This is a genomic window from Tsukamurella ocularis, assembly GCF_965138335.1.
Classification (GTDB): Bacteria; Actinomycetota; Actinomycetes; order Mycobacteriales; family Mycobacteriaceae; genus Tsukamurella; species Tsukamurella ocularis_A.
This window is the reverse complement of the sequence record NZ_CBCSDV010000031.1, coordinates 1-15,534: the sequence shown is the minus strand read 5'-3', so window position 1 is coordinate 15,534 and position 15,534 is coordinate 1. Positions and strand designations below refer to the sequence as shown.

Annotated in this window: 13 protein-coding genes; 6 read left to right on the top strand and 7 right to left on the bottom strand. The window is 72.9% G+C overall.

The features are described from left to right. Window positions 1-49: 49 nt before the first annotated feature. Entirely contained in the window at window positions 50-418 is a 369-nt protein-coding gene (locus tag ACNAYW_RS20930) for a MarR family winged helix-turn-helix transcriptional regulator (RefSeq protein ID WP_415851601.1), read from the bottom strand. Between the two features lie 112 nt (window positions 419-530). Between ACNAYW_RS20930 and ACNAYW_RS20925 the strand changes: the two genes are divergently transcribed. Continuing rightward, a complete protein-coding gene (locus ACNAYW_RS20925; RefSeq protein WP_415851565.1) occupies window positions 531-1,187 on the top strand; it encodes a maleylpyruvate isomerase family mycothiol-dependent enzyme in 657 nt (218 codons plus the stop codon). Between the two features lie 9 nt (window positions 1,188-1,196). Here ACNAYW_RS20925 and ACNAYW_RS20920 read toward each other — a convergent pair whose 3' ends face one another. Genes ACNAYW_RS20920 through ACNAYW_RS20905 form a run of 4 tightly spaced genes read right to left on the bottom strand, consistent with a single transcriptional unit; the run spans window position 1,197 to window position 5,709 of the window. After that, window positions 1,197-2,261, bottom strand: coding sequence for an LLM class flavin-dependent oxidoreductase (locus tag ACNAYW_RS20920; RefSeq protein WP_415851564.1), 1,065 nt, complete (start codon window positions 2,259-2,261; stop codon window positions 1,197-1,199). Window positions 2,262-2,278: 17 nt separating this feature from the next. Then, on the bottom strand, window positions 2,279-3,466 hold the full coding sequence (locus ACNAYW_RS20915) for an SfnB family sulfur acquisition oxidoreductase (RefSeq protein WP_415851563.1): 1,188 nt from the start codon (window positions 3,464-3,466) through the stop codon (window positions 2,279-2,281). Next, a complete protein-coding gene (sfnG, locus tag ACNAYW_RS20910; RefSeq protein WP_415851562.1) occupies window positions 3,463-4,572 on the bottom strand; it encodes a dimethylsulfone monooxygenase SfnG in 1,110 nt (369 codons plus the stop codon). Before sfnG ends, ACNAYW_RS20915 begins: the two co-directional genes overlap by 4 nt. 18 nt (window positions 4,573-4,590) lie before the next feature. Then, complete coding sequence (locus tag ACNAYW_RS20905) at window positions 4,591-5,709, bottom strand: LLM class flavin-dependent oxidoreductase (protein ID WP_415851600.1); 1,119 nt, start codon at window positions 5,707-5,709, stop codon at window positions 4,591-4,593. A gap of 232 nt (window positions 5,710-5,941) precedes the next feature. On the opposite strand from ACNAYW_RS20905, the gene car reads away from it, so the two are divergent. Beyond that, window positions 5,942-9,247 (top strand): carboxylic acid reductase, encoded by a 3,306-nt coding sequence (gene car, locus ACNAYW_RS20900; protein WP_415851561.1) that lies wholly within the window; start codon window positions 5,942-5,944, stop codon window positions 9,245-9,247. Between the two features lie 179 nt (window positions 9,248-9,426). Then, window positions 9,427-10,005 carry a single-stranded DNA-binding protein gene (locus tag ACNAYW_RS20895; RefSeq protein WP_415851560.1) on the top strand — a complete coding sequence of 193 codons (579 nt, stop codon included), beginning with the start codon at window positions 9,427-9,429 and terminating at the stop codon, window positions 10,003-10,005. A 55-nt stretch (window positions 10,006-10,060) separates the two neighbouring features. Here ACNAYW_RS20895 and ACNAYW_RS20890 read toward each other — a convergent pair whose 3' ends face one another. Next, window positions 10,061-11,266, bottom strand: coding sequence for a cation:proton antiporter domain-containing protein (locus ACNAYW_RS20890; RefSeq protein WP_415851559.1), 1,206 nt, complete (start codon window positions 11,264-11,266; stop codon window positions 10,061-10,063). Between the two features lie 163 nt (window positions 11,267-11,429). Between ACNAYW_RS20890 and ACNAYW_RS20885 the strand changes: the two genes are divergently transcribed. From ACNAYW_RS20885 to ACNAYW_RS20875, 3 genes are read left to right on the top strand one after another with little or no spacing between them, the layout of a single operon-like run. Further along, window positions 11,430-12,842: a nitrate/nitrite transporter gene (locus ACNAYW_RS20885; protein ID WP_415851558.1), complete on the top strand. Its 1,413-nt coding sequence runs from the start codon at window positions 11,430-11,432 to the stop codon at window positions 12,840-12,842. After that, entirely contained in the window at window positions 12,839-13,996 is a 1,158-nt protein-coding gene (locus tag ACNAYW_RS20880) for a uroporphyrinogen-III synthase (RefSeq protein ID WP_415851557.1), read from the top strand. The genes ACNAYW_RS20885 and ACNAYW_RS20880 overlap by 4 nt, the downstream gene beginning before the upstream one ends. 1 nt (window position 13,997) lies before the next feature. Continuing rightward, complete coding sequence (locus ACNAYW_RS20875; protein WP_415851556.1) at window positions 13,998-14,720, top strand: sirohydrochlorin chelatase; 723 nt, start codon at window positions 13,998-14,000, stop codon at window positions 14,718-14,720. Between the two features lie 21 nt (window positions 14,721-14,741). Here the strand turns inward: ACNAYW_RS20875 and ACNAYW_RS20870 are convergent, their stop codons facing one another. Then, complete coding sequence (locus ACNAYW_RS20870; protein ID WP_415851555.1) at window positions 14,742-15,377, bottom strand: protein kinase family protein; 636 nt, start codon at window positions 15,375-15,377, stop codon at window positions 14,742-14,744. Between the last annotated feature and the right edge of the window lie 157 nt (window positions 15,378-15,534).

Sequence of the window (15,534 nt, the reverse complement as noted above, 5' to 3'; positions counted from 1 at the left end):
GCTCCGCCACCGTGCCGCTGTGCGGAGTTCGCCCAGGGCGAAAGGCCCGTCAGCGATAGGGATCGGTGATCTCGCGCAGGGTGAGCAGGGCCGAGCGCAGGTCTCCGTACGCGGCGGCGCCGAGGTGATCCCGCCACTCCTGCTCCACCCGGGCCACCTCGGCGTTCGCGACGGCGGCCACGTCCGTGCCGCGCGGCGAGAGGCGGATGAGCCGGGCCCGGCCGTCGGCGGGGTCCGGGACCCGCTCGACGTACCCGGCGCTCTCGAGCTGATCGACCAGGAAGCCCGCGGTCTGCTTGGTCACCTGCGCCTGCTCGGCGAGCCGGGTGAGCCGGGTGCCGTCGGGGCCGATGCGTTGCCCGATGCGCGCCTGGGCGAGGGTGATGTCCGTGTAGCCGGCGTCCTTCGCCGCGGCCATGGCGCGGTTCTCGATCGCGCGGTAGGCGACGAACAGCAGCACGCCGGTTCCGATGTCCACCCTTGCGATGGTACAAGAGACTGACTAATATTAGTCAGAGAGTCTGACCGATATGGAGGTCGCCGTGGACGAGCAGCAGGCCTGGCAGGTGATCGCGGCGCAGCGCGTCGCGATCGCGGACCTCCTCGACGGGCTGGCGCCGGACCAATGGGCCGCACCCTCGCTCTGCGAGGGCTGGACGGTGACCGACGTCGCCGGGCATCTCGCCGCCGTGCTGCGCCCCGCGCCGGCGGGCGCGATGGTCTCGGCGGCGGTCCGCGCCCGCGGCCACCTGCACGGCATGATCGACCTGCTCTCCCGGGAGGCCGCCGCGGAGTACGGCACGAGCTCCGCGGCGATGCTGCGTGCGGAAGCCGGCAACACGGCGCTGCCGCGGCTGACGAACTGGCGGAACACCCTGTTCGACACCCAGATCCACGCCCAGGACATCGCCCGCCCGCTCGGGCTGGTGCTGCCGCTGGACACCGTCGCAGCCGCGCAGGGGGCCGAGCGGATCTGGCGGGTCGGCTACCTGTTCGGCGCGCGGAAGCGGTTCGCGGGGATGCGGTTCGAGGCCGTCGATGCGGACTGGTCCGCGGGCGACGGCCCCGTCGCGCGCGGACCGATCGCGGACCTCCTGCTCGTGCTGTCGGGTCGACCCGCCGGCCTGCTCGGGCTCGACGGTGCCGGCGCGCCCCTGGCGGCGGCCCGGCTCGGCGTCGCCGGGTGACCCGGAGCGTCAGTCGTCGCCGAGCATGTCCTTGACCATCGGGACGACCTGCTCGCCGTAGAGCGTGATGGAGCGCATCAGGTCGGCGTGGGTGACCGGCTGGTCGTACTTGAGATCGAACCGGTCCACGCCGAGCGTGCGGACCGTCGCCGCGATCCGTCGCGCGACGGTCTCCGGCGAGCCCAGGTACAGCGAACCGGTCTCGACCTCACGCTCGAAATCGCCGACGGCGGGCGGCGGCCATCCGCGCTCGGCGACCATCCGCTGCCGCATCCGCATCCAGCCGGCGAAGACCAGGTCGCGGGCCTGCTCGTCCGTCTCCGCGACCAGGCCGGGGGAGTGGACCGCGATCGGCTGCGGCGAACCGCCGAACTCGTTCTCGGCCCGTCGGAACAGATCGGTGTACGCCGCGAAGCGCTCCGCCGGGCCGCCGATGATCGCCAGGAAGAGGCCGAATCCGTACCGCGCGGTGCGCACCACCGATTCGGGACTGCCGCCGACGCCCACCCAGGCGTGGATCCCGTCGGCCGTGGTCGGGTACACCCGTTGCTCGGTCAGGGGCGCGCGCGTGGTCCCGGACCAGGTGACGGGCTCCTCCGTGAGCAGAGCGGAGAGCAGTTCCAGCTTCTCCTCGAACAGCACCTCGTAGTCCTGCAGGTCGTAGCCGAAGAGGGGGAAGGACTCCGTGAACGAGCCGCGCCCCGCGACGATCTCGGCGCGGCCGTGCGAGACGGCGTCGAGCGTGGCGAACCGCTCGTAGACGCGCACCGGATCGTCCGAGCTGAGCACCGTCACCGTCGAGCCCAGGCGGATCCGCTCGGTGCGGGAGGCGATCGCGGCGAGCACCATCTCCGGGCTCGAGACGGCGAAGTCGGCGCGGTGGTGCTCGCCGACGCCGAAGAAGTCCAGTCCCACCCGATCGGCGGTCACGGCCTCCTCGACCAGGTCGCGGATCACCTGGGGGTGCGGCAGCGGCTCGCCCTGCGCGTCCTTGGTGACGCCGCCGAACGTGTCCACACCGAACTCGGGAATCTTCACGGTCCCTATCGTACACCCAAGCGGACCGCAGTCCATATTGGTGCGGGGTGAGCCTAGAGGACGCCGTGGAGTGGCGGCCGCTCCTCGTTGAGGGTGAAGCGGCCCAGGTGGTGGACCTTGTACCGCACCGGATCGTGGAGGGTGTGAGTGCGCCCGTCGCGCCAGTACCGGTCCAGGCCCGCGTCGCCCGCGGCGCTCCGGGTGCCGCTCACCTCGAACAGCGCCGCCGGCACCTCGACGGCCGCCCGGTCCGCGAGCACTTTCGCGGTGGCGACGGCCAGCGAGGCCTCGGCGGCGGTGTCCGGTCCGGGCGCGGCGAAGGCCTCGTCCACGGCGCGCGCGGCGACGGTCAGTGCCGCCTCCGCGGCACGGACGGTCACCGTCAGCTCGCCGAAGCGCTGGATCACGAGCGGATCGTCCTGTGCGCGATCGATGTCCGCCTCGAACCACGGCCGAGCCTTCGTCCGGACGAACTCCGCGGCGGCGTCGAGCGCGCCCCGGGCGATGCCGGCGTCGATCGCGACGTGCAGCAGCTGGGCGAAGGCCCCGTAGCCGGTGGGCGCCGAGACCGCGGGCGAGCGCGGCAGGATCGCGTCGAGCGGCACCGGGACGTCGTCGAACCGGACGGTGCCGCTCCCGGTCGTGCGCTGCCCGAGGCCGTTCCAGTCGTCGGCGATGGCGATGCCCGGGGTGTCGGCCGGCACGAACGCGATGACCTGCTCGCCGGAATCCGCATCGCGGGCGAGGACGGCCAGCAGGTGCGCGTAGGGCGAACCCGTGCAGTAGAACTTCTCGCCGTCGAGGTGCGCGCCCTCGGCGGTGCGCGTCAGTGTGGTGGCGACGTCCGCGACCGTCCTCCCGCCCCGCTCCGACTGCGCGTTGGCGATCCGCGCCCCGTCGAGCACCTGATCGAAGATCCGGCGCTGCAACGCCTCCGAGCCCGCCAGGCGCAGGGCCGTGAGATACACGTAATGGCTGTGCGGGATCTGCGCGAGCGAGCCGTCGGCGGTCGCCAGCGTGCGGAAGACCTCCGCGACGACCGACGGCGGCAGGTCGGGACCGCCGAAGCGGGCAGGCACCGTCAGCGCGAACAGGCCGGCGTCGGAGAGGTATTCGACCTCGGCGTGCGGCAGGCGCCGCTCGCGGTCCCGCTCCGCGGCACCGTCGGCGAACCGTGCCGCGAGCTCGCGCGCGGCGCCGACGGCGGCCTCGGCGGAGTCGACCGCGGACGCGAGGGTCACACCAGTGCTCCGGAGCGGCTCGCCTCGATCTCCCGGACCAGCGGCAGCACCTTGGCGCCGAAGTACTCGATCTCCTCCTGGAAGTGCAGGAAGCCGCCGAGGATCAGATCCACGCCGAGCTCCTTGTACGCGACGATCCGCTCCGCGACCTGCTCGGGCGTGCCGATCAGCTGGGTGCGGAAGCCGTCGTTGTACTGCACCAGGTCCTCGAACGACGAGTCCGCCCACATGCCGCGACCGTCGGAGGTGGACTTGCCGGCCTGCTGCACCGCGTCGCGGAAGCCCTCGACGGCGGGCTTGTTCGCCTTCTCCACGATTTCCCGCAGGGTGTCCCGGGCCTCCTTCTCGGTGTCGCGGGCGATGATGAAGCCGTTGAGGCCGAACTTGACCTCGCGCTGCGCCTCCCGCGCGACGCGACGCAGGTCGTCGAGCTGGTCGGTGACGCCGTCGAAGTCCTTGCCGTTGGAGAAGTACCAGTCGGCGTACTTGCCGCCGTTGACGCGCGCGGCGGAGGAGTTGCCGCCCTGGAACAGCTCCGGGTTGGGACGCTCCGGGGTGTTGAGCGGCTTGGGCTTGAGGGTGAAGTCGCGGATGCGGTAGAAGTCGCCGCCGAAGTCCACGTCGTCCTCGGTCCAGATCTTGCGGATCACCTCGAGGAACTCGGCGCTGCGCCGGTAGCGCTCGTCGTGCTCGAGCCAGGGCTCGCCCAGCGCCTTGAACTCGCCGGCGAACCAGCCCGAGACCACGTTGATCGCGAACCGGCCGTTCGAGAGGTGATCGGCGGTGGCGCCGAACTTCGCGAGCACGGCCGGGTGCCACAGGCCGGGGTGCACGGCGGCGATGACCTTGAGCTTCTCGGTCGCGCCGAGCAGGGCCAGGCTGAACGACGTGGACTCGTGCTGGTACTCGGCGCCGTAGCTGGCCATGTACCGCACCTGCGAGAGCGCGTACTCGAAGCCCACGCGCTCGGCGGTCTGCGCGAGCTTCTTGTTGTACTCGAAGTCCCAGCTGGTGCGCTGCTCGACGTCGCTGGTGACCAGGCCGCCCGAGACGTTGGGCACCCAGTAGGCGAACTTGATCTGCTCGGCGATCTTCTCGGTCGTCATCGGTGCGATCCTTCGCGGCTAGGAGGTGGGGGAGAGGTCGGGCAGGAAGGCGCCGCGGACCGGCTCCGACGGTGCGCCGGAGGCGGTGAGCAGGCCGCGCGCGGCCAGGCGGGGGCGGACGCCCTCGCCGAAGTGGTAGGCCTCCTCCAGGTGCGGGTACCCGGAGAGGATGAAGTGGTCGAGTCCGAGGTCGGCGTACTCGGCGATGAGGTCGGCGACTTCGTCGTGCGAGCCGACGAGCGCGGTGCCCGCGCCACCGCGGACCAGGCCCACGCCGGTCCACAGGCCCGGGTACACCTGGAGGGATCGGGCGTCCGCGGCCTCGTCGAAGGCCGCTCCGCCGCCGTGCAGTTCGCGCATGAGCCGCTGGCCCTCGGACTCGCTCCGGGCGAGGTTGGCCTGTGCGGCGCGGACGGCCGCGGGGTCGAGGTTGCCCAGCAGTCGGTTGGCCTCGGCCCACGCCTCCTCGCTCGTGTCGCGGGAGATCACGTGCAGGCGGATGCCGTAGGTGAGCTCGCGGCCCTGTGCGGCGGCGAGGCCGCGGATCCAGTCCAGCTTCTTCTTCACCTGCGCGGGCGGCTCGCCCCAGGTGAGATAGGTGTCGGCGTGCTTGGCCGCGACGTCGCCGGCGGCGGGCGAGCTGCCGCCGAAGAAGATCGGCGGTGCCGGATCGGGACGGCGGGCGAGGAGCGCGTTCTCCGCGGAGACGTACTTCCCGGCGACGTTCACCGGCTCGGACGAGGTCCACAGCTGCTTGGTGATCTCGAGGAACTCGCCGCACCGGGCGTAGCGCTCCTCCTTGCTCAGGGTGTCGCCGAAGGCGCGCTGCTCGGAGGACTCGCCGCCGGTCACCACGTTGAGCAGGACGCGCCCGCCGGACTGCCACTGCAGGGTGCTGGCCATCTGCGCCGAGAGCAGCGGGCTGACCAGTCCCGGGCGCAGCGCGACCAGGAACTTGAGCTTCTGCGTGGCCTCGGTGAGAAGCGCGGCGGTGAGCCAGGAGTCCTCGCACCACAGGCCGGTGGGGATGAGCACGGCCTCGAACTCGTTCGCCTCGGCGGCCAGCGCCAGCTGCTTGAGGTAGTGCAGGTTCGCGGGGCGGTCGCCGCTCATGGAGCTGCCGTGCCCGCCTGCCATGAGGTTCCGCGAATCGCCGTACGTGGGCAGGAACCAGTGCAGGTGAAGAGGGGTGCGCGAGCTCACGTCGGCCTTCCGTCGGGGAGCGGGGGATACGAAGCGCCAGTTCATCACCGCACGTCCGCGAGGGCCAGGTTTGGACTCGCGATGCGTCGAACGTGCGGAGTTACCGATCAGTAGCTAAGCTAGGGTAACGAGTTAGTTAGAGTTCCGTAGTGAAATGAGGTGTCAGATGTCGATCGAGACGGTGTGGGGCGACGACCCCGCGATCGCGGGCGGTGCCGCAGCCGGTCCGGGCGCAGCAGAGGCCGAGCGACTTCCCGGGGTGATCGCGCGGATCTTCGCCCGGTACGCGGACCGTCCGGCCTTCGCGACCCGCGCGGGCGGGCCCCGTGCGCCGTACGTCACCGTGACCTACGGCGAGATCTGGCGCCGGGTCACGGCGCTGGCGGCCGCGTGGCGCAGCGAACTGGAGCCGGGCGATTTCGTCGCGATCCTCGGCTTCACCAGCGCGGACTTCGTGACCGTGGACCTGGCGACCACGCTGCTCGGCGCGCCGAACGTGCCGCTGCAGGCGGGCGCCCCCGCGGCCCGGATCGCCACCATCCTCGACGAGACCAGGCCGACGGTCTTCGCCGTCAGCGCCGACCAGGTCGAGCTCGCCGAGCAGGCCCTCGCCGAATCCGCCGCGACGCCCCGCGTCGTCGTCTTCGACGGCGAGCACGCCGGCTACGAGGGCATCGAGGCCGACGTGCTCGCGGGCGAGGTCCTGCCCGCCCCGGAGTTCTTCGAGCCCGAGCCGGGGACCGATCCGCTCGTGACGCTGATCTACACCTCGGGCAGCACCGGCACGCCGAAGGGCGCGATGTACACCGAGCAGCTGGTCGCCGACGCGTGGCGGAAGGTCGACAGCATCGTCGACACCGACCTGCCGTCCGAGTCGCTGCTGCACTTCCTGCCCATGAGCCACATGTACGGCCGGAACTGGTTGATCGCCGGACTGGCCTCGGGCGGCACCGGTTATTTCGCCGGGGCGTCCGACATGTCGACGCTGTTCGACGACCTCGCCGCCGCGCGCCCCACCGCGCTCGGCCTCGTGCCGCGCGTGTGCGAGCTGATCCACCAGCGGTTCCTCGCCGTCGAGGCCGAGACCGACACGGAGGCCGCTCGCGCCGAGCTGCGCGACCGCGTCCTCGGCGGTCGCCTGCAGGCCGCGATGTGCGGCAGCGCCGCCCTCTCCGCCGAGCTGCAGACTTTCATGGAGTGGCTGCTCGGTCTCGAGATCCAGATCGGCTACGGCTCCACCGAGGCCGGCGGCGTCCTGCGCGACGGGATGATCGTCCGCCCGCCGGTCACCGAGTACAAGCTCATCGACGTGCCCGAGCTGGGCTACGCCGTGACCGATGTGCCGCACCCGCGGGGCGAGCTCCTGGTGAAATCGACCCAGCTCATTCCCGGGTATTACAACTCCGACAAGCGGATCCGCGACGACGAGGGCTTCTACCACACCGGCGACGTCATGGCCGAGCTCGCGCCCGACCGCCTCGAGTACGTCGACCGCCGCAGCAACGTGATCAAGCTGGCGCAGGGCGAATTCGTCCCGATCGCCCAGTTGGAGGCCACCTACGCCGCGGGCCCCGACGTGCACCAGATCTTCCTCTACGGCACCAGCGAGCGCTCCTATCTGCTCGGCGTCGTGGTGCCCGCGCCCGGACCCGCGGGCGAGCTCGATGCGGATACCCGCACCCGCGTGCTCGACGGCCTGGCGGCGATCGCCCGCGAGAACGATCTCGCCTCGTACGAGCTGCCGCGCGACGTGATCATCGAGCGGGAGCCGTTCTCGCAGGAGAACGGCCTGCGCTCGGGCATCGGCAAGCTCGTCCGGCCGGCGCTGACCGCCCGCTACGGCGCCGAGCTCGACGCGCTGTACGCGGCCGCGGAGGAACGCCGGCGCGACGGCCTGCGCGCGCTCGACGCCGACGGTTCCGTGGCGGAGACCGTCGTGCGGGCCGCGGCCCTGACCCTCGGCGTGCTGCCCGAGGAGCTCGACGAGGACTCCCGGTTCCTGGACCTCGGCGGCGACTCGCTCTCGGCGCTCTCGCTCGCGACCACCCTCGAGGGCGTCTACGACCTGCCCGTCCCGGTGCAGGCGATCGTCGGACCCACGGCGACGCTGCGCGGCGTGATCGCGCACATCGAGCTGGCCCGGGCGGGAGGCGTCCAGGCGCCCACCGCCGCGTCGATCCACGGCGCCGACGCCGACGTGGCCCGCGCTGCGGACCTGCGGCTCGACCGCTTCCTCGATCCGGCGCTCCTGGCGGCGGCCCCGTCGCTTCCGGCCCCGCACGGCGAGCCGTCGACCGTCCTGCTCACCGGCGGCACGGGCTACCTCGGCCGGTTCCTCCTCCTCGAATGGCTGCGCCGGGTGGCCCCGCACGGCGGCACCGTCGTCGCCCTCGTGCGCGGCGCCGACGCCGACGACGCGCGCCGCCGCGTCCTCGACGCGATCGGGACGTCGGATCCCGCGCTGACGGAGGAGTTCACGGCACTCGCCGACCGCCACCTGGAGGTCGTCGTCGGGGACTTCGGCGCGCCGTCGCTGGGGCTCGACACCGCGACCTGGGACGCTCTCGCCGAGCGCGTGGATCACGTGGTGCACTGCGGCGCGATGGTCAACCACGTGCTGCCGTACGACCAGCTGTTCGGCCCCAACGTCGTCGGGACCGCGGAGATCGCCCGGCTCGCACTCACCGTCCGGCGGAAGTCGATCGACTACGTCTCGACGGTGGCCGTGGTCCCCCAGGACGACGGCCGCCTGCTCGTCGAGGACGACGACGTCCGCGTCGTGGGCGCCGAGCGTCGCATCGGCGCCGACGCCTACGCGAACGGCTACGCGGTGAGCAAGTGGGCGGGCGAGGTGCTGCTCCGCGAGGCCGCCGACCTGGCCGACCTGCCGGTGCGCGTCTTCCGGTCCAACATGATCCTGGCGCACAGCCGATTCCGCGGGCAGTACAACCCGGTGGACCAGTTCACCCGGTTGCTGCTGAGCATCGCCGAGACCGGCCTCGCGCCGGCGTCGTTCTCCGCCGACCCGACCGGGCCGCGCGCGCACTACGACGGGCTGCCGGTGGACTTCACCGCCGAGGCGATCACCCGCCTCGGTGCCGCGGGCCGCACCGGATTCCGCACCTTCCACGTGCTCAACGTGGCCACGGGCGGCGCGGGCCTCGACGACTTCGTCGACTGGATAGCCGAGGACCGCCCGATCGAGCGGATCGCGGACTACGCCGAGTGGCTCGCGCGGTTCGAGGCGGCGCTGCGTGCGCTGCCCGCGGAGGACCGCCACCGGTCGGTGCTCCCGCTGCTGCACTCCTTCGCCCGGCCCGCCGAGGCCGGTGCGGGAGCGGCGCTCACTGCCGACCGGTTCCGGGAGGCGGTGCGCGCCGAGAACGTGGGCCCCGGGGACATCCCGCATCTCGATCGCGCGCTGATCGAGCGGTACCTCGACGGGTTCACGGCGGCGGGCTGGCTCGCGTAGCCTGCCACCCCGGTGTGACGGGTGCGTCGCTGAGGCGTCCTTGATCCACAACTAAGCGTATGTAACTTGTTTTCTCCACAGGGCCCGCCTCGGACGCCGTTCGGGGCGGGTCCTGCGCGCGACACTCGTCGACGACGGCCGGGAACAGCCGGCCGCGCGACACGACGAGGAGGCGCGTCATGCCCGGGGTGCTTGTTTTCGCAGCGGGGAACGTCACGAACGATCTGACCTACCGGGAGTCGGCCCGCGATCAGCGGCACGACTTCCTGAGCTTCACGATGGCGGCCAACAACGGCTACCTGGACGACAACGGCGAGTGGAAGCAGACCAGCACGGTGTGGCTCAACGTCAAGGCCTTCGGCGCGCTCGCCCGCAACGCGCGCGCCGTGATCGCGAAGGGGCGGCCGGTCATCGTGCACGGCGAGCTCAAGCACGAGACCTTCGACGGCGCGGACGGGCAGCGGCACAGCTCGCTGGATCTCAAGGCCGACGCGATCGGGCTGAACCTGCGGATGTGTGCGAGCCAGTACGTCGGCACGGGGGAGCGGTACCGCGAGGTCGCGCCGCCGCCGCTCGAGACCGTTGCCGGCGCTTCCGTCGGCGCTTCGCCGGGCGGCTCGGAGGCCGGGGACGGCGACGTCGGCGGCGATCCCGCCGCGGTGCCGCACGACGGCCTGGTCGTCGTCCAGGACTTCGCCGAGGGCGGCGAGGACGCGGGGCGCGAGCCGGCGGCGGTGGGCGGCGCGCCGGACTTCTAAGCGCGGTGCCCGGCGTCGCCGCCAGGACCCACGCCCGGCCGCGGTGGGCGATGCGTCAGGCCCGGCTCCGAGCGCGCCGGTCGTGCCCGGCGATCGTCACGGGGACGCCGACCGTGTGCAGCACGACGCTGCCCAGCACGACGAGCACGGCGACGGTGAGCGTGAGGTCGGCGACGGGGCCGTCGGGCAGCGTGTTGAAGGCGATCAGTGCGAACACGATGGTCGACGTGCCGCGCGGGCGCAACCATCCCAGCTGGAGGACCTCCCGGCGCGGCAGGCCACTGCCAGCCATCGCAGCGGCGATCGGGAGGAGCCGGACCACGGTCAGCGCGGCCGCGACGAAGACCAGCGTGCGCCAGTCGACCCCGTCGAACAACCCGACCACGGCGACGGACCCGAAGACGAACCACATCGCGGCGGTGAGGAGGAAGCCCACGTCGTCGGTGAGCCCCACGTCGTCGGCGGTCGTGGTCCCACGGCGCAGCCGGTAGACGATGCCGCACACGAACGCGGCGACGAAGCCGTTGCCGCCCAGGCCCACGGCCGCGGCGTAGGTCAGCAGCGGGGTCGCCGCGATCGCCAGCCGGCGGCCGTTCTCGGTGGCGAGCCCGGCCCGCTCGGTGTACTGCACCCCCACCGCGATCGCCGCGCCGAGGGCCGCGCCGACCCCGAGCGCGACGGCGGCCTGCGGGGCGGCGGCCAGCAGCGCCGGGGCGGGATCGTCGTCGCCGTGGCCCGGGCCGGCCCAGTACAGCGCGAACAGGAACACCGGGGTCACCAGGCCATCCGTGTACCCGGACTCGACGGTGAGCACGTCGCGGACCCGGGCCGGGACGTGCCGGTCCCGCAGCAGCGCGGGCGCCGAGGCGAAATCGATGGGGGAGATGACGCACGCGATGAGGAGCAGCACCGACCACCCGAGGTGGGGCAGCAGGAGCCAGCCCGCGAGCAACGAGAGAGCCAGGCCCACGGGGAGGCCGATAAGCAGCGACCGGCCGACGAGCCGCGGATGCCGCCCGAGGAGCGATCCGCGGACGTGCGTGGCGTCCACGAACAGCAGGACCGCGAGGATGATCTCGGCCGCCCGCTGTGCCGCGCCGGTGTTGAGCGCCTCGGCGATCGCGCCGTGCGCGCCCACTCCGACCGCGCCGCCGGCGAGCACCATCACCAGCGGCGCGGAGACACCCCAGCGGTCCATCCGCCCGGACAGCAGGCACCAGAGCAGGAACGTCGCTGCCGCAATGAGGGTCGCCGGAATCACCCCGCGATTATCCCCGCGGCCCGCGGCGCCCGACCTCACACCCGGTCGTGCAGCGGCGTGAGGCCGAGTTCACGGGGCGGACACCGCGGGAACCGGCGGCGCAACATCGGCTGCCTACCTTCGACGCGACAGAGATCGTCGACGCACCGGGAGGTCTGGGGACATGAGCCGATCACACACGATCACGGACTGGGATCCGGAGAACCGGCAGCAGTGGGAATCGGGCGGGGAGAAGGTCGCGAAGCGGAACCTGCTGTGGTCCGTCATCGCCGAGCACGTGGGCTTCTCCGTGTGGTCCCTGTGGTCCGTGATGGTCCTGTTCATGCCGCAGGACGTCTACGGCCTGAGCACGGCGGACAAGTTCCTCATCGGCGCGACCGCCACGCTCGTGGGCTCCTGCCTGCGGATCCCGTACACGCTGGCCACCGCACGTTTCGGCGGCCGGAACTGGACGATCTTCAGCGCCTTCGTGCTCGCGGTCCCGGTGATCGCCACGATGCTGATCCTCGCCAACCCGGGGCAGCCGCTGTGGGTGTACCTCGCGTGCGCGGCGCTCACCGGCTTCGGCGGCGGCAACTTCGCCTCGTCGATGACCAACATCAACGCCTTCTTCCCGCAGCGCCTCAAGGGCTGGGCGCTGGGCCTGAACGCGGGCGGCGGCAACATCGGCGTCCCCGCGGTCCAGCTCGTGGGACTGCTGGTGATCGCCACCGTCGGCAACCGCGAGCCCTATTGGGTGTGCGCCGTGTATCTGGCACTGCTGGCGGTGGCCGGCATCGGCGCCGCGCTGTTCATGGACAACCTGCAGGTCCCCACCGTCGACACCGCCGCGATGCGGGCCGCGACCAAGGACCGCGACACCTGGATCGTCTCCCTGCTCTACATCGGCACCTTCGGCTCCTTCATCGGCTTCTCCTTCGCCTTCGGGCAGGTACTGCAGGCGACGTTCCGCGCGGGTGGCGAATCCGCCGCGCAGGCCTCGCTGCACGCCGCGCAGATCGCCTTCATCGGACCCCTGCTCGGCTCGATCTCCCGGGTGTACGGCGGCAAGCTCGCCGATCGCCTCGGCGGCGGGCGCGTCACCCTCTACGTCTTCGCCGGAATGATCGCCGCCGGCGGTGTGCTCATCGCCGCGGCCACCACTGCGGGTTCCGGCGCCCCCTCCGGCGCGGTCCTCGGGGCCTACGTGCTCGGCTTCATCGCGCTGTTCCTGCTCAGCGGCCTGGGCAACGGCTCCGTGTACAAGATGATCCCGTCCATCTTCGAGGCCAAGGCCCGCTCGCTCGACGCCGACGAGGCCACGCGGACGCACTACTCCCGCGCGATGTCGGGCGCCGTGATCGGCATCGCCGGCGCGATCGGCGGCCTCGGCGGCGTCGGGATCAACCTGGTCCTGCGCGCCTCGTACCAGTCCGCCGGCACCGCGACGATCGCGTTCTGGGTGTTCGGCGCCTTCTACGTGCTCGCCGCGCTGGTCACCTGGAAGGTCTACGTGCGTACGCCCGCCCCGCGCGGGCATGGGACGCTGGAGCACACGTCGCGCGACGGTGCGCTCACCGTCGCCGACACCCGATGACCGCCGTACCGAAGGAGCACGATCCGATGACCGAGGCGCCCGCCCGCCCCCTCCTCGGATTCACCGTGGCCATCACGGCCGCGCGCCGCGCCGACGAGCTGTCCACCCTGCTCGAACGGCGCGGCGCCACCGTGCTCGCGGCGCCCGCGATCGCGATGGTCCCGCTCTCCGACGACGACCGGCTGCGCGCCGCGACCGAGGACCTGCTCGCCTCCCCGCCCGATCTGCTGGTCGCGACCACCGGCATCGGATTCCGCGGCTGGCTCGAGGCGGCCGAGGGCTGGGGGCTCGCGGAGTCGATGCTCGCGGCGCTCGGTGCCGGCCGGGTCATCTCCCGCGGGCCGAAGGCCACGGGCGCGCTGCGCGCCGCGGGCCTGCGCGAGGAGTGGTCACCGGAGTCCGAGTCGTCCGCCGAGGTGCTCAGTCACCTGTCCGGCACCGATCTCACCGGGCTCCGCGTCGCGGTCCAGCTGCACGGGGCCACCGACAAGTGGGATCCGAACCCCGGCCTGCTCGACGGACTGCGTGCGCTCGGCGCGGAGATCGTCGAGATCCCCGTCTACCGCTGGGAACGGCCGGCCGACCTCACCGGACTCGACCGGATCGTCGAGGCGCTCGCCACCTCTGCCGTCGACGCCGTCACCTTCACCTCGGCGCCCGCCGCTGCGTCGGTGCTCGAGCGCGCCGCGGAGCTCGGGCTCGACGGGGCCGTCCGCGGCGCCCTGAGCGGACGCGTCGTGCCCTACTGCGTGGGCCCGGTGACCGCGACCCCGCTCGACCGGCTCGGCATCGCCTCCGTCACCCCCGAGCGCATGCGCCTCGGCGCCCTGGCGCGGCTCGTCGAACAGGACCTGCCCGACCGCCGTCCGGATCTCGCCGCCGCGGGCCACCGGCTCGGCCTGCGGGCGCGGGGCGCGGTCGTCGACGGCGAGGAGCGCGAGCTCACACCCACCTCGATCGTGCTGTTGCGCCTGCTCGCCCGCGAGCCCGGCGCGGTGGTCTCGCGGGAGGACCTCCTCACGGCGCTGGGCGGCGACGACCCGCACGCCGTCGAGGCCGCCGTCGCGCGACTGCGCTCGGGGTTGGGGCGCAAGGAGATCGTCGCGACCGTGGTCAAGCGGGGCTACCGCCTGGCCATCGATGAGGAGCACTGACATGGGAACCCTCCTGGTGGCGCACGGCACCCGCAGCGAGCACGGCGTGGCGATGGTCGGCGACCTCGCCGCGGCGATGTCCGCGCGACTGTCGGAGACCGTCCGGGTGGCCTTCGTCGATGTCCTCGGCCCGACGCCGGCCGAGGCCCTCGCCGCGCTCGACCGCGAACCCACCGTCGTGGTGCCCGCGTTCCTGTCCAGTGGCTTCCACGTGCGCCACGACCTGCCGCGGGAGGTCGTGGAGTCCGGGCACCGCGCGGCCACGGTGACGCCCGCGCTCGGCCCGTCCCCGGAGCTCGCGCGCGCCATGCTCGGGCGGCTGCAGGACGCGGGCTGGCAGCGCGGCGACGCCGTCGTCATGGCCGCCGCGGGAACCCGCGACGTGCACGCCCAGGGCGAACTGCGCCGGACCGCCGCCGCCCTCTCCGCTCTGGTGGGGAGCCGGGTCTCCATCGCCTTCGCCGCGCCCAGCCAGCAGAGCGAGGGCTATCCGTCGGTCCCGGAGGTCGTCGCGCGCGTGCGGTCCGACGGTGCGCAGTCGGTCGCCGTCGCGTCGTACCTGCTGGCGGAAGGGCTGTTCCAGCAGCGCCTGCGCGACTCCGGCGCCGACGTGGTCGCCGCACCGCTCGGCCTGCACCCGTCCGTGATCCGCCTCGCCTGCCTGCGCCGCAGCCACGCGGGACTCGTCGCGCCGGCCGGCGCGGGGACCGTGCTCGGGCAGTGACCGGGGGCGCGCCCCCGGGACTCAGGACAGGTTCTGCACGAGGAAGATCCCGCCCCACAGCAGGACACTGAGCACTGCGAGCACCCCGGCCACCAGGGCGAGCAGCCTGAGCGCCGGGATCCGCCGCGGCGGCCGGGCGGGAACCGACTCCGCGGCGGCCGCCGGGGCGCCCGCGTCGGGAGCGAGCGCCGCGGCGAGGTCGCCGGCGAAGTCGGCCGCGGACTGGAACCGGAAGGCGGGGTCGCGCGAGGTCGCCCGCGTGAGTGCCGCCTCGAGCCCCGGGCCCAGATCGGGCCGCGCGCGCCGTGCGTTCGCGATCCCGAAGGAGTTCGGCGCCGTTCCGGTGAGCAGCGTGTACGCGGTGCTGGCCAGCGAGAAGACCTCGGACCGCGCGTCGGGGAGCGCGCCGGCGAAGATCTCCGGGGCGGCGTGCGCGCCCGTGTCCGAGATGTGGCTCAGCGCGGCCGGATCGGCGAGGGCGATGCGGCCGTCCGGCAGCTGGACGATCGCGGCGGGGCTGAGCCGGCCGTGCGGGTGACCGCCGGCCACCCGCCGGTCGACCTCGTCCGCCGCCGCGGCAACGATCCGCGCGACCTCGCTCGCCGCGAGCGGGCCCGTCGCACGGACGCGGGTCGCGAGATCGTCGCCGTCGGTCACCGGATCGCCCTTCGGTTCAGGAGCCGCTGAGGAACAGCGCCATGAACCCCGCTGCGGCGAGCNNGGTCGCGCGGATCGTTGCCGCGGCGGCGGACGAGGTCGACCGGCGGGTGGCCGGCGGTCACCCGCACGGCCGGCTCAGCCCCGCCGCGATCGT

Bases quoted from the DNA above. Each gene is read 5' to 3' on its own strand.
- ACNAYW_RS20930 (WP_415851601.1), bottom strand. From the start codon at position 418: ATGGCCGCGGCGAAGGACGCCGGCTACACGGACATCACCCTCGCCCAG.
- ACNAYW_RS20925 (WP_415851565.1), top strand. From the start codon at position 531: ATGGAGGTCGCCGTGGACGAGCAGCAGGCCTGGCAGGTGATCGCGGCG.
- ACNAYW_RS20920 (WP_415851564.1), bottom strand. From the start codon at position 2,261: ATGGACTGCGGTCCGCTTGGGTGTACGATAGGGACCGTGAAGATTCCC.
- sfnG (WP_415851562.1), bottom strand. From the start codon at position 4,572: ATGACGACCGAGAAGATCGCCGAGCAGATCAAGTTCGCCTACTGGGTG.
- ACNAYW_RS20905 (WP_415851600.1), bottom strand. From the start codon at position 5,709: ATGGCAGGCGGGCACGGCAGCTCCATGAGCGGCGACCGCCCCGCGAAC.
- car (WP_415851561.1), top strand. From the start codon at position 5,942: ATGTCGATCGAGACGGTGTGGGGCGACGACCCCGCGATCGCGGGCGGT.
- ACNAYW_RS20895 (WP_415851560.1), top strand. From the start codon at position 9,427: ATGCCCGGGGTGCTTGTTTTCGCAGCGGGGAACGTCACGAACGATCTG.
- ACNAYW_RS20885 (WP_415851558.1), top strand. From the start codon at position 11,430: ATGAGCCGATCACACACGATCACGGACTGGGATCCGGAGAACCGGCAG.
- ACNAYW_RS20880 (WP_415851557.1), top strand. From the start codon at position 12,839: ATGACCGCCGTACCGAAGGAGCACGATCCGATGACCGAGGCGCCCGCC.
- ACNAYW_RS20875 (WP_415851556.1), top strand. From the start codon at position 13,998: ATGGGAACCCTCCTGGTGGCGCACGGCACCCGCAGCGAGCACGGCGTG.